Raw genomic sequence first — 13,698 nt, 5'->3', positions numbered from 1 at the left:
GCAATAAAGTGAACCAAACTTGGATACCAAGTCTTACCAAATGGTATTCAACTGGTTTGATATATTGCACTTTTTCACTTTATAACACATTGATTATCAGTAGCATTCAGGAATAAACATAAAAAAAGAGAATACTAAAATAGTACTCTCTTTTATGTTTTTGGCGGTATGGACGGGACTCGAACCCGCGACCCCCTGCGTGACAGGCAGGTATTCTAACCAGCTGAACTACCACACCATGGTTAGCATCGTTTTTTCGATAGCGAGTGCAAAGATACGCATATTTTCAGAACCGCAAAATTTTTAATTGGTATTTTTTCGCCTTTTCGCGTCTTTTTTCGCACTCGCTACCGAGAGGCTAATCTATCCTGCTCGAATACAGCCTTATTTCAACCATTCGTCGAACCACCGGAAAAACTCGCGCTGAAAAAGAATGCCGTTCTGCGGCTGCGATATCCAATGATTCTCATTCGGGAATATCAGCATGCGCGCAGGAATGTCGCGTAATTTCGCGGCATTGAAAGCCATCATTCCCTGTGAGGCCAGAATACGGTAATCGAGTTCGCCGTGCGTGATCATAATGGGCGTGTCCCACTTGTCGACAAAGCGATGAGGCGAGGTGGCATACGTCTTCTGCGCAACAGTGTTGAGCTTATCCCAATACGGGCCGCCCATATCCCAGTTGGCAAACCACAATTCTTCCGTTTCGAGATATTGCGCCTCCAAATTAAAGATGCCTGCATGGGCAAGAAACGCTTTGAAACGCTTGTTGTGATTGCCTGCCAACCAATATACCGAGAAGCCGCCATAGCTGGCTCCGGTGCATCCCAGCCGGTTCTCATCGATAAACGGCTCTTTGGCAAGCGCATCGATGGCCGAAAGGTAATCTTTCATATTCTGCCCGCCGTAGTCGCCGCTGATCTGCTCGTTCCATTCCTGTCCGAAACCGGGCAATCCGCGGCGGTTGGGCGCTACGATGATGTATCCGTTGGCGGCCATCATTTGCAGATTCCAGCGGTATGACCAGAACTGGCTTACGGCGCTTTGCGGGCCGCCCTGGCAATAAAGGAGCGCAGGGTAAGTCTTGGTGCTGTCGAAGTCGGGCGGATACACCACCCAAGTGAGCATCTTTTTCCCGTCGGTCGTCGGTATCCATCGTTCTTCCACGGCGCCCATTTTTATCTGTTCCAGAATATCTTTATTTTCGAACGACAATTCCGTCGCATTGCCCGACGCGATATCCACCGAATAAATTTCGGTCGGTTGCGACATCGATTGGCGCGTGGCGATGAGTTTACCGTCACCCAAGGCCACGGAGGTATAATCGTGGACGCCCTGCGTGACGAGCTTCACTTCTTTGGTCTGAACATCGGCGGAGAAAATGTGCGTTTTCGCTTCTACGCAGGCTATCAGGAAAAGCGACTTATTGTCGGCATTCCATATAAAAGCATCCGTGTTGTAATCGAAATGCTCTGTAATGTATGCCTTTTCGCCGGTCGACAGGTTCATGACCAAAAGCCGGTTTTTATCGGCTTCATAGCCGTCGCGCTCCATGCTTTGCCAGGCAAGATAGCGGCCGTCGGGCGAGAATAGCGGGTTGGTGTCGTACCCCGCCATGCCCTCCGTCATGTTCGTCGTCGTTCCGGTCTCCACATTATAAAAATAAATATCGGAATTGGTCGAAACCGCATATTCGCGGCCCGTTTTCTTCCGGCACGTGTACGCGATGGTTTTGCCGTCGGGGCTCCAAGCCAACTGTTCGATACCGCCGAACGGAAGCATCGGCGATTCGTAAGGTTCGCCTTCCAGCAGGTCTTTTATGTTTGAAAGTTTGTTTTTGTTGAGATCGGCGACAAACGGGTGCGGCACGTTCTCCACCCAAGTATCCCAGTGTTTGTACATCAGGTCGTCGACGATGCGCCCCGATGCCTGAGGCAGGTCGGGATAACGGTCGGCCGCAGAGGTCGCTACTTTCACATCTTTATAAAAGAGGATTTTCTTGCCGTCGGGCGAAAACCGGAAGCCGCTTATGCCGCCCTCCACATTGGATATCTGCGTCATACCGCCGCCATCGGGATGGATGGTCCATATCTGCGGCGAACCGGATTCGTCGCTTAAGAAAGCGATCCGTTTGCCGTTCTCGATCCATTGCGGATTACTTTCGCGGGTGTTGGTGACGGTGAGCTGCTTCTTCTTCGAGCCGTCGGCCGCGATGATGAACAGTTCGGGATTGGTTTTATTCTGCTTGATGCTGACGTAAGTCACCTGATATAACAGTTGCGATTTGTCGGGCGATACGTGCACGTCGCCGATGCGTCCGAAGCTGTATAGCGCTTCGGGAGTCATGCGCCCGTCCTGTATCGTGACGGATGCTTTGCCTATTACCTCTCCGGGTTGTTTGCCGGCCGGTTTGTCGCCTTTACTCTCCTGCCCGGTGGAACAACCGAGTAAGCCGGCGCCTATTGCGATGGTCATAAAAATAGATTTTATTTTCATTATATATATGTAAGATGATTATTCGTGTAAAGCGTCGACGATGAGGCCGTCTTTCATGTGGATGGTACGGTCGGTGATGGAGGCGAGCTGTTCGTCGTGGGTGACGATGACGAAGGTCTGGTTGAGCTTGTCCCTCAGTTCGAAGAACAACGCATGCAGCTCCTGTTTGTTGTCCGTGTCGAGACTGCCCGAAGGCTCGTCGGCAAACACCACGAGCGGCTCGTTGATTAAGGCGCGGGCCACGGCGACCCGTTGTTTTTCGCCCCCCGACAGTTCGGCCGGTTTATGCCCCATGCGTCCCGCTAAGCCCATCATGTCGAGCAACTCCTTCGCCTTTTTCTCGCTGTCGGAATGTTTTCTTTTGCCGATAAGCGAGGGGATCATCACGTTTTCGAGCGCCGTGAACTCGGGTAGGAGCTGATGAAACTGAAAGACAAAGCCGATGTTTTTGTTCCGGAAATCGGATAGTTTCTTTTCGTTCAGCCGGCTTAAGTCGTGTTCCTGAATGAATACTTTCCCGGCGTCGGCTTTTTCGAGCGTGCCCATGATCATGAGCAGAGTGGTTTTGCCCGCGCCGCTGGGGCCTACAATAGAGACAATTTCTCCTTTCGCCACTTGCAGGTCGATGCCTTTCAACACCTGTAGCCGGCCAAAACTTTTATAAATCTGTTCAACCCTGATCATTTGCCAATCAATCTGTTTTCAATCTGTTTCAATATCAACTGCGAAGATAAGAAAAAATGTCCTTTTTGAGGATTGTATTTCGGGGCAATTTAATAATTAAATATTCTTAACAACAAGTTCGTCTACGGATAAATTTCCTATCGTATATTTGTGGCGATATTCTTATAGGGATTAATTTAAAATAGTATAATAATGAGAAAATGGATTTTATCTACAGCCGTTATCTTCGCTTTGTCATTGTCGGCAAACGCCGTAGCGCAAGATAATCAGAAGGCGCAAGTTAAATCGACGACCGAATGTTGCCAGAAAGACAAAAACAAGTCGGGCGATAAAAAATCATGTTGCAGCAAGGATAAGAAAAGTGATAAGAAATGCTGCTCAGACAAGAAGGCTCCGGCCGCAAAAGACAAAACGGCTAAGAAATAACCCCGTACCGGGCGGGCGGCATTCAGCCCCCGCTTTTTTTATGAAAAAATTATCGGATTTCAGGGAAGAATATACCAGAGGCGCGCTGGAAGAGTCGGCGATGCTGCCGGACCCCGTGCGGCAATTCGAAAAATGGTTGCACGAGGCCATCGAATCGGGAATAGCCGAGCCGAATGCGATGGTGCTGGCTTCGGTGGGCGGGGGCGGAATGCCATCGGCGCGTGTCGTGCTGTTGAAAGAAGTAACCCGCAGAGGATTTGTGTTTTTTACCAACTATGGCAGCCGGAAGGGGCGTGAACTGGGGGAAAACCCGCATGCCGCACTTGTTTTCGACTGGCACGAAATCGCCCGCCAGGTGCGCGTGGAAGGAACGGTGGAGAAACTGCCGGCAGACGAGTCGGACGCCTATTTCCGTTCGCGTCCCGAAAGCAGTCGTTTGGGGGCATGGGTTTCGGCTCAGAGCCGGGTCATTGAAGGGCGCGAGACATTAGACGCGGCATTGTCGGAATATGCTGTCCGTTTTGGCGGAGGAGATATTCCCCGTCCCGATTATTGGGGCGGCTACGTGGTGTGTCCGTCGGTTATGGAATTCTGGCAGGGGAGGACAAACCGTTTGCACGACCGGATTGTGTATTCCCTTGATTCGCAGGGCTGGGCGATGCAACGGTTGGCGCCGTGATTGGGTATTGGAGGCTGGAGGTTGGTGATTGGTGATTGGAGGTTGGAGTTGCAGCATTTTGCGTCTCTACTTGCGTTGACGGAGAATGCACGGAATCGGGGTATTCCATTGAAAATACTTTTTTAAGCGCATTCTTGATTTCTTCGAGTCTATCCGGGGCGATAGAGCTTTTCGTATCCAACCGGTATATAAGCCATTCTATTCGTTACCTTCGCAAAAGAAATAAAAAAAATACCGTAAAAAATTTTTGCGGTCTCGATAAATTTTCCGAACTTCGCTTTCTGATTGAATGATATTCATATCCTGTTAGAGTGAACAGTCTTTTGACATCCGGTACAAGGTTGTTGTTCTCTGTAAACGGATATACGGAAGTTGGAAATACCTTTCTTCCTCCCGGGAATATATCCGGTAGAAAAACAACCTTATCGGCGACCTCTCGCAAAGCGGTTTTTCATGCCGAAAACACTTTCACGACCCCTCGCAAGGGACTTTTTTATTCCAAAAATGACTTTATCCGGCGGGCGAGGGGTATATCCCGTTCCCGAATGGTTTTTATCCTGCGAGTTAAAGGTATTTTTTATTTCCCAAAAGCCTTTAACTTGTGGGATACGTTCGTTTTCAATTTCAAACTGCCTGTATCCTACGGGATATGTTCATTTTTTGTTTTCAAAACCGGCGTATCCCCCGGGATATATTTAATTTTTACTCTTATACCTCTTCTATATATAATATTATTATTACATTATTAATCTATAAATAAGAATGATATGGGAAAAATAGATTCCTTTAATATTACACATTTGAACAACTCGGAGCACACGGGGTTTCACACTTCGGTGCATGGTTTCATGACACAAGCCGGGTTGGAGAATATCGGTGCCGTGGAGTTGGATCCACCGTATAAATCGGCCATCGATATTATGCAAGATTTGGTGCATCGTTCCACACGCAGTCCCTATACGCCTGAAAAAGACGTCCTGGACTCCGACCGCGATGATGGAACAGAATATGTAATAGACCGGATATACGCTGCCCTGAAGTCGCCTATTGCGGCCGAACGGGAAGCCGCTACCGCCCTTGTGCCGATAGTCAGTCCTTACAAAGGCATTGCTTCGCGCCCCAAAGGGCAGGAGTCGGTCGACATCAAAGGGATGATCCTTGATTTGCGCGCCCCCGGCGTGGCTGCACACGTTACGACATTAACCCTCGACGCGGCGATTGACGCCCTTGAGGTGTTGAACAACCGGTATGTCGAAATTGATAAATTGGTGGTCGTTGAGAAGCCGGCTTATGCCGAAACGCAGGAAAAACGGAAGGCTATCGACGACCTTTACCGGCAGATTGCCGACCGCGCGTATGCGACCGCCTTGCTTACTCCGAACGACAAGGTGGCGGAATTTATCCGGAACGTCAATAATCTTATCCGCCAGACTTCTGCGGCTTACAATCAACGGGTAGCACAACTCAAAGTCGACCGGAAAAAGAAGGAGACGGACGGTAAATAAACCGGAGTGTAGGGAGAGGCGAGAGTAAAAGTAAATTGTGGAAAGTGAAGCGTCAGGCAATCGGATTAAATAGAAAGCCTGCCTTCCTTTCCACTTTTTGTTTCATGAATCGGTTGGACATTCGCCGAATAAATAATGTCTTTTTTCTATTATTGATAGACAAAAATTATAAGTATTTGTGAAAAGCGCATTCTTACTTGATTTCCGCTTTTGTAACACCTTAAATAATCAAACGATTGTCGTTAATTATAATTAAAATATAAAGACTTAAAGTTGTTTTATTTGGAGCATATGGATTGTTTGATTATCTTTGTGCGTTTTTCAGACAGTTAAGTTATAATTTATATAGTATACAGAGAGTTAAGCACGATAGTTCCGGGAATCAGACTTTTTTAATTTAAACTTTATAGGATTGCAACCGATTTTTTTTGTATTCGATTTATCTTGTATTTGTGTTGTGAATGTCTTAAAAACAGAGCCGTATGTCTCTTTTGCATAATAGGTGGGAGAGGGGGAGATCGAGTGAATGCGCACTATAATCTATGAGGTGCTTAAGGTGTCTAGAACAACGAATTATCTATCTATATTACAAATAAGTTTTTACAAATCAATTTTTATTTATCAATAAACAAATGAGAACAAAAAAAGTTTTTTTAGTGGCCTTATTGGTTACAATAGGGCTGGTGAGTGTGAATAGTGCGAAAGCACAGTCAGGGGATGATCCGGCAGATAATAATGTAACGGTAAACATCAAATTGCACCCTATTCAATCATTAGTAGTGACTGAGGGGCAAAGAACAGTCGATATTGAATACCAAACCCCTGAGGATTATAAGAACGGTAAAATTTCGGAACAGCAGCTTGATCATTTGACCGTATTCAGTACGGGCGGATTTACTATTTCGGTGAAATCAGATGGAAATTTTGTCAATGCAGAAGGATATAGCGAATCTATTGACGCGGGCGATGTGCAGATTGTAGCTGAAGCCGGCACGGATAACGACGCGAATGATAGCTATACCAATGTGGATTTATCGACGGATAATCAATCATTAATAATATCCGAAACCGGAGCGAGAGAACGTAAGTACAACATCACTTACAACAACGAGGCGGGAAAAGATGATAAGTATTTGAGCTATTATAATATGAGCTACGGCAACCCTACGGTATATACGGCGCAAGTAACGTATTCCATAGAGCCGAAATAAGCCTTTTGATAACGCTCGCATATTATTTACATGAAAGGGAAAAAATCGATAGAATTTTTCCCTTTCTATGTCTTTTCTCTTTTCCGAAACGGTAAAATATTATGAACAAAAAAGCGTTTCTTTTTCTTTGCATTTTGCTCTCGGCCTCTTTTCGACTGCTGTTTTCGCAAGTGGGTCTTTCTGTCTCTCCGCCGAGAGTCTATTATCATTTGGGCTCCGGACAAACCGGAACACAAAAGATATTGGTCAGTAATATCAGCAAAAAACATCCGCTTAATTTAGCCGTTACTTTTGGCGATTGGAAATACGATGATCAGGGCAATAACCTGATGTTTTCTCCCGATTCATTGGATAATTCCTGTGCGAGTTGGCTGAATGTGGGTGAAAACTCTTATATTTCTCTGAAACCGGGCGAAAACCGGGAACTCGAAGTAACGATGAATGTGCCGATGCAGTCTAAAGGCGACGGCAACATGCATACGGCTATGCTATATGTCACGCAGATGAATCCCGTGGATGGCGTGAATGAACGAGGGATAGGTGTCAAGATTAATGTGCGGCAGGGCATCAAGATTTATCACAAAGGCAATGCGCCGGAAATACGGAAGCTGGAAATAGAGAACCTATCCTACGATAAAGCATCCAATTCGCTGCAACTGGTATTTAATAATAAAGGGAACAGTTGGATTAACGGCAAGGTGACGGCCACGGTTTTTAATGAAGCGACGGGCAAGGAAATTACGCCCGAACCGATTGTGTTCTACACCCTGCCTGGCGATCACCGCATCATGGCGATCCGGTTGGGAGAAGAACCGGCACAAGGCACGTACACCGCAACCGTGATGCTTGATTATGGGGATGATGTGGATATAGAGGCTGCCCAATTGGAGTTTGCCTATGAATAAAATGAGGATACTCTTATGGATAGGTCTTTTTTTATTGGTAGGGAGAGTAACTACTACCGATGCGCAAAATATTTCTTTTGAATTAGGAAGTACAGAGCCTTATTTAGGCATAAATAGTTACGATGGAGCTACCACCGGAGGCTTTCTTTCTTTGGTACTTGTACGAGAATGGGGTACTAAACCTTCTGTACCCAACTGGAAAATATCCGTTGAGCTTACCGGCGATATTCTGGCGACGGATGGATCGGGAACGGTTTTTCCTGCGGATAAAATCAGTTTTATTCCTGTCAATACGCAAGGCCAACCGGCCCCTTTACCTACTGTCAGCCAAATAGGAATGCCTTCTCCTGTTCCGCTTAACCGGACGGGCAAAGTGTTTTTGGTGCCCAACTCCCAAGTTCCTTTAAGTGATACGCAGGAGTATTATCGGTTAGAAATGAATTTTAGATTATCCGCTGCACCGGGAGCCTATTTGAAGAATTTGCAAGAAGGATACAATACAAGATCGTATCATGCCCCTTTGCAATTCAAGGTCCGAGATGGAAATAATCAATTAATAGGGATCATCAATTATACTTACAATAATATACAAGTACATTACCTTCAGGGGCCGCCTCCCGAGGAAAAAGAATATTCCATCCGCATATCGACCGAGGCAGCGAACGGGGTGCTCGAGTTCAAACATCTGGCGGATTATGTAAACGGCAAAAGCGTGGTTTATTCCAACGGGTTGACGGTGACTTCCAACACCGACTATCAGGTGACGGTAAGGGCTTTGTCGCCCGAGTTTTCTTCTTCTTCCGCCAATAAACTCCCGCTGGATGTGGTAAAACTGGAATTGCAGCAAGGCGTCGGCGACAAATTCCCTGTTTCGCTTTCCCAAACCGCGCAACCGATAGTGAAAGGCCCCACCACCAATAGCGCTCCCGTGAGTTTCGATATCCGGTATTATACGATTGGCGACGATCGCCGGTTATTCCTGGCCAAACCTGATAATTACAGCGTGCCGCTCACCTATGAGATTGTGCCGCGGTAGGAAAGGTATGAATTATGAGGTATGAGGTATGAATTTGAAGGTTGAGAAATAATCCTTCCGGGCTATCCTACTTATCTTTCATCCTTCTGTCCAACTCCTCCGGACGATGGGTTCAGCGGGGAATTGCGGGTCAAGGCCGCAATGACGAATGACAGGCTGCATCTTGTTTTTTCAATTCAATTAAATGATCCGTAAGGAACGAAATAACTACATTCCATATATTTATATCCTGTTGCTATGCTTCTTTGCCGTCGGCGGTTTAAAAGCGCAGTCGGAAGCCGGTATGCCCGGAGTGGAGATCCGGCAATCGTTTGTGAACGATCAAATCATCAGCCATATTATTAAAGTCGGCAACCCGTCGGCGAAGGCTTTCCACGGGTTTATCACTCCGGCGTTACCGGAAGGCGTGCGCAACCTTACCGCGACCGGGCGCGAGCTCACGGTGGCTCCGGGCGACAGTACCTTTGTTTCTTATAAACTGGTGATGGCGAAAAATATCCCGGCAGGAAGAAAGACGGTCGCGTACACCTTGTTCGACGACCACCGCAAACAATTGCTTCGCCGCGAGACGCACATTGATATTGAAAAGCGCGAGCGAATCTTCCTGGCGGCTGATGAGGCGCCTATCCTCGTCACACATCCTGAGGATTCCATTCGCATCAGCGTGCTGGTGAACAACAGCGGCAATACCGAGGAAGAAGTCACCCTGGTTTTCAACGTGCCCCAACTGCGCGGCGCCCCTCCGTTTACGGAGATAAAGACCACCGTTAAAGCCATGGAGCAGAAGCCGGTAGTTTATGCCTTTATACCGAGCGCCAACCTGCTGTCGGCCGAGCAGTTTCCCGTTCACATCACCGCCATGAAGGGGAAGGAAAAAACCTTGTTCGGCAATAAAACGGTGACGGTACAAAACGCCGCTTCCAACCGCCCTTATATTGATGTCAATCCGAACGTTCTGTTTTCCGGCTACGGATCGGACGACAACGCCCTCACATTGAGTTACCGCCAATATAACGCCTCTTCGGGGATGTGGCAAGCACGCGGCGGAGGATACGTCAACTTACCTGCGGGGTACCTACAAGTGCAAGGGAATCTGTATCAATACAGTTCGCAACGCACCCCGATGGTCACCAATACCTCGCTGATGTACAAACTGTATGAAAACGAGTTTACTGTCGGGAATGTGAGCGAACAAGCCGAATTGCCCTTGTACGGCCGGGGAGCGAAAGCGATGTTTTCCGACGATAAAAAAGATAAGACCTTTACCGTGGGCGCCATCGACCAAAATTTCAACCTGTTGAGTTCCGAAGCGTGGTTCGCCGATTATTACAGCTTTTATGCCGTGGGGACGGTGGGTGCTTCCAATTATAAGAATGGCGCTGAAGTGTCGTATGTCTATCAACGGAACCCCTACGAAAAGGCATATTATAATGTGGCCGGGGCGCAATGGCGGCGCGGTTTCGGCAATGATTGGGATATCGACCTGAAAGCGCACGGTTCGGTGAGCCGGTATGAGGGCATACGGGGAAACAAGTTTTCCGGTAGCGGGGAATTGAGGTATCAGGGGAAGTTATTTTCCGATTTGATGTTGAACGGATCGGCTTATTATAGCGACGGCTATTTCCCCGGAAGCCGCAAAGGCTCGCTGTCGCTTTCGCAAGGACTTAGTCAAAAGCTCTCCCAAACGATGTATGTCAGCGGAAATGTCAGCTATAACAAAACCGAGCCGAAATCGTACGCTTACGACTATCGTTACTCGTCGGAAAATGTCTACGGCAACGCGCACCTGTCGTTGCCCAAGCTGGGGCGCTGGTCGCCTTCGTTGTTTTATCAATATCGCGGCGAGCGGTCGTCTTCTTATGCATCGTACTTCGGCGCGGAGGTGGGCGACCGGTTGCTCGATATGCCGTCCAACCGCGGTGGCGTGCAGTTGCGATGGAACAGCCGCAACGGCGATCATTCCATCTACGGATCGGTGGAAGGCGGCGCTTATGGAGATCCGTTGGATCATGCATGGCGGCAACAGTGGAAATCGTCGCTCGATTACTCGTATAAATGGCTTACGGTAAACAGTTCCTGGCAACGAGGCGCGTTTTACCTGTACGAATACGCCATGGCCCGGCAGAACGATACCGGTTTCAACCGCTTCGCCGTAGGCGCGTCCGTCAATAAGGATTTTTCCAAAAAAGTTTCGCTCACGTCGAATGTCAATTTTACCAAAGATACCTATCAGGGCAATGTCCCTTCGGCGAACCTGACGGTTAAATACCGCCCCAACGAAAGCTATTCGTTTTTCTCCAATGCCTATTGGTATCAATATAACTATGCGTTTATGGGCAGGAAAACCAATACCTATAATATAGAGGTGGGGGCCACCTGGCACTTCAGCAAAGCGCAGCCGTCGAGCAAAAAGAAAAGCACCATCATCGCGCAACTCTATTACGACAAGAACGCCAACAGCCGCTACGACAAGGGCGACGAGCCGGTAAACGACTATGTGGTGGCGCTTTCCAACAAAGCTTTCATCACCGATAAGGACGGGAAGATCCGTTATTCGCTCACTCCTTACGGCGATTATACCATCAAGCCGATGTCGGCGTCGAGTTGGTATTTCCGGCCGGTGGATGTAACGGTCAACCGCTCGAAGACGAAAGTCGATATTCCGCTTACTCAAAGCGGCACCTTGCGGGGCAACATCCGGTATATTTTCGGCAAGCATAGCGTCGACCTCGTTCCCCGGTACGAAGGGCTTCGGTTTATCATCACCAATACCCACCGGGAGGTAGAGCATGTGGCGGTCACCGACGGGCAGGGCAATTTCATGACTTTCCTGCCGGTAGGGGAGTATAGCATAACTCTTGATAAAAGCACCCTTCTTAAGAATACCGATTGCAAGGACTTTATCCGTTCGTTCCGCATCGAAGCCGGGGAAGTGAACAAGCTCGAACCGTTTACAATAGAGACTAAATCGAGGAATGTAAATATCAAACAGTTCTCGCAATAATCGGCGACAGCCGGTTATCCGGTGTCGGAACAAAACGGAAGTTACCCGTCAACTCCTGACTTCGACACTTTTAAAACTCTCTTTTTATAACCATCTCATATTTATATATTTGCGTATTTTGCGACACCAAAATGGGTGTCGCAAGCAAGAAAAGTCCTAATTTTGCGGTATGTATGTACGCAAAAAACGAAACAGGTCGGGCAGTACCAGTGTTGTTATCGTTGATAAAAGCACCGGCAAAATCCGTTATTTGAAAACAATCGGTACCAGTTCTGATGAAAAAGAAATTGAGATGTTTTATCAATCGGGCAAAAAATGGATTTCCAAGCAAGTTGGCGTGCGTGATATGTTCCGGGAAGCGCAACGAAAAGAAGAGGAAAAACAAGTTACCGAACATCTTTTGAGTAATATTGAAAACATCTTGCTTAATGGAACTCAACTGATACTGAATCAGGTTTTCAAACTTATTGGTTTTGACTCCATAGATGATGAGATATTGAAGCATTTGGTTATAGCACGACTGTGTCAGCCTTCAAGTAAGGCAGGTACGGTTGATTATCTTCAGTCTTATTTTGACGAAGATATTGAATTGCACAAGATTTACAGGTATCTTGACAAATTATACAACACACAGCAGGATAAGGTGCAAAGAATCAGTGTAGCGCACACTAAAAAGATTTTAGGAGGTGCCATTGGGCTTGTGTTTTACGACGTAACCACGCTCTATTTTGAAACGGATGAGAGCGACGACTTGCGGGAAAGGGGCTTTTCCAAAGACGGTAAACACGCCCAACCGCAGATTGTTTTAGGTTTGTTGGTCAGTAAAGGCGGCTATCCGTTGAGTTACTCGATTTTCAATGGTTCTCAATACGAAGGACGAACAATGATTCCAATCGTAGAAGATTTTGTGAAACGCTTCGATTTGGAAGATTTTGTGGTTGTAGCCGATTCGGGATTGATGAATAAAAGCAATATCTCTCTTTTAGAATCAGGCGGCTACAAATACATTATCGGGGCAAGGATAAAGAATGAAAACGAAGAAATCAAGCAATGGATTTTATCGTTGAAAAAGCAGGACGGACTATTTCATGAACTTGTCAAGTTGGCCCAATCACGCTTGGTTGTGGGTTATACCGACAAACGGGCAAAGAAAGATAAATATAACCGCGAAAAGGGAATAAAACGCTTGAAATCAGCCTGTAAAAGCGGACAGCTTACCAAAGAAAACATCAACAAGCGCGGTTATAACAAGTTTTTGGAAATATCTGATAATGTAAAAGTTTCAATCAATCAAGAGAAAATCATCGAAGACGAGAAATGGGACGGTTTGAAAGGTTACATCACCAACACAGACCTGCCTGCAAAAGAAGTTTACGAGCAATACAGCGGGCTGTGGCAGGTTGAAAACGCGTTTAGGGTAACTAAGGGCAAAATTGAGTTACGACCAATGTTTCACTTTACCCATGAACGGATAGAGGCGCATGTTTGCCTCTGTTTCGTGGCATACAAGGTTTATAAGGAATTGGAACGAATATTGAAAAACAACAATATAGGCTTGAGTGTGGATAAAGTTTTGAATATTTCCAAAACAATTACTACCTTGAAAATCAGGTTGCCACTCAGTGGCGAAACGCTTACCAAAACCATGCTGCTGACAGCTCGGCACAAGTCTATCGCCCGATTGTTCGACCCTGATTTCTGGAAAATCGGTTAGGGTGTCGCATTGTCGAAGTCAGGAATATAACTATGCGT

Annotated in this window: 10 protein-coding genes and 1 tRNA gene; 8 read left to right on the top strand and 3 right to left on the bottom strand. The window is 47.0% G+C overall.

Annotated elements, in window-relative coordinates; genetic code table 11:
- Positions 1 to 161: 161 nt before the first annotated feature.
- From ABNK31_RS13920 to ABNK31_RS13910, 3 genes are all read right to left on the bottom strand, one after another.
- Positions 162 to 238 (bottom strand) — tRNA-Asp (locus tag ABNK31_RS13920).
- Between the two features lie 146 nt (positions 239 to 384).
- Complete coding sequence (locus ABNK31_RS13915) at positions 385 to 2,496, bottom strand: prolyl oligopeptidase family serine peptidase (RefSeq protein ID WP_418893095.1); 2,112 nt, start codon at positions 2,494 to 2,496, stop codon at positions 385 to 387.
- A gap of 18 nt (positions 2,497 to 2,514) precedes the next feature.
- Entirely contained in the window at positions 2,515 to 3,180 is a 666-nt protein-coding gene (locus tag ABNK31_RS13910; RefSeq protein ID WP_418893094.1) for an ABC transporter ATP-binding protein, read from the bottom strand.
- A gap of 192 nt (positions 3,181 to 3,372) precedes the next feature.
- Here ABNK31_RS13910 and ABNK31_RS13905 point away from each other — a divergent pair, with 192 nt between their 5' ends.
- From ABNK31_RS13905 to ABNK31_RS13870, 8 genes are all read left to right on the top strand, one after another.
- Positions 3,373 to 3,606, top strand: a complete 234-nt coding sequence (locus ABNK31_RS13905; RefSeq protein ID WP_418893093.1) for a hypothetical protein — start codon at positions 3,373 to 3,375, stop codon at positions 3,604 to 3,606.
- A 40-nt stretch (positions 3,607 to 3,646) separates the two neighbouring features.
- Complete coding sequence (pdxH, locus tag ABNK31_RS13900) at positions 3,647 to 4,285, top strand: pyridoxamine 5'-phosphate oxidase (protein WP_418893092.1); 639 nt, start codon at positions 3,647 to 3,649, stop codon at positions 4,283 to 4,285.
- A 767-nt stretch (positions 4,286 to 5,052) separates the two neighbouring features.
- Positions 5,053 to 5,790 (top strand): DUF6261 family protein, encoded by a 738-nt coding sequence (locus ABNK31_RS13895; RefSeq protein ID WP_418893091.1) that lies wholly within the window; start codon positions 5,053 to 5,055, stop codon positions 5,788 to 5,790.
- Positions 5,791 to 6,422: 632 nt separating this feature from the next.
- On the top strand, positions 6,423 to 7,001 hold the full coding sequence (locus tag ABNK31_RS13890; RefSeq protein ID WP_418893090.1) for a hypothetical protein: 579 nt from the start codon (positions 6,423 to 6,425) through the stop codon (positions 6,999 to 7,001).
- A 101-nt stretch (positions 7,002 to 7,102) separates the two neighbouring features.
- A complete protein-coding gene (locus ABNK31_RS13885; protein ID WP_418893089.1) occupies positions 7,103 to 7,906 on the top strand; it encodes a molecular chaperone in 804 nt (267 codons plus the stop codon).
- A 1-nt stretch (position 7,907) separates the two neighbouring features.
- A complete protein-coding gene (locus ABNK31_RS13880; protein WP_418893088.1) occupies positions 7,908 to 8,942 on the top strand; it encodes a hypothetical protein in 1,035 nt (344 codons plus the stop codon).
- 184 nt (positions 8,943 to 9,126) lie between these two features.
- Positions 9,127 to 11,946 carry a hypothetical protein gene (locus ABNK31_RS13875; RefSeq protein ID WP_418893087.1) on the top strand — a complete coding sequence of 940 codons (2,820 nt, stop codon included), beginning with the start codon at positions 9,127 to 9,129 and terminating at the stop codon, positions 11,944 to 11,946.
- A 169-nt stretch (positions 11,947 to 12,115) separates the two neighbouring features.
- The gene (locus ABNK31_RS13870) at positions 12,116 to 13,660 is read left to right on the top strand and encodes an IS1634 family transposase (protein WP_418892868.1); all 1,545 of its coding nucleotides are present in this window, start codon (positions 12,116 to 12,118) and stop codon (positions 13,658 to 13,660) included.
- The last annotated feature ends 38 nt before the right edge of the window (positions 13,661 to 13,698 follow it).

The organism is Limibacterium fermenti, assembly GCF_041902845.1.
GTDB classification, from domain to species: domain Bacteria; phylum Bacteroidota; class Bacteroidia; order Bacteroidales; family Dysgonomonadaceae; genus Limibacterium; species Limibacterium fermenti.
This window is presented reverse-complemented; position numbering and strand designations above follow the sequence as displayed.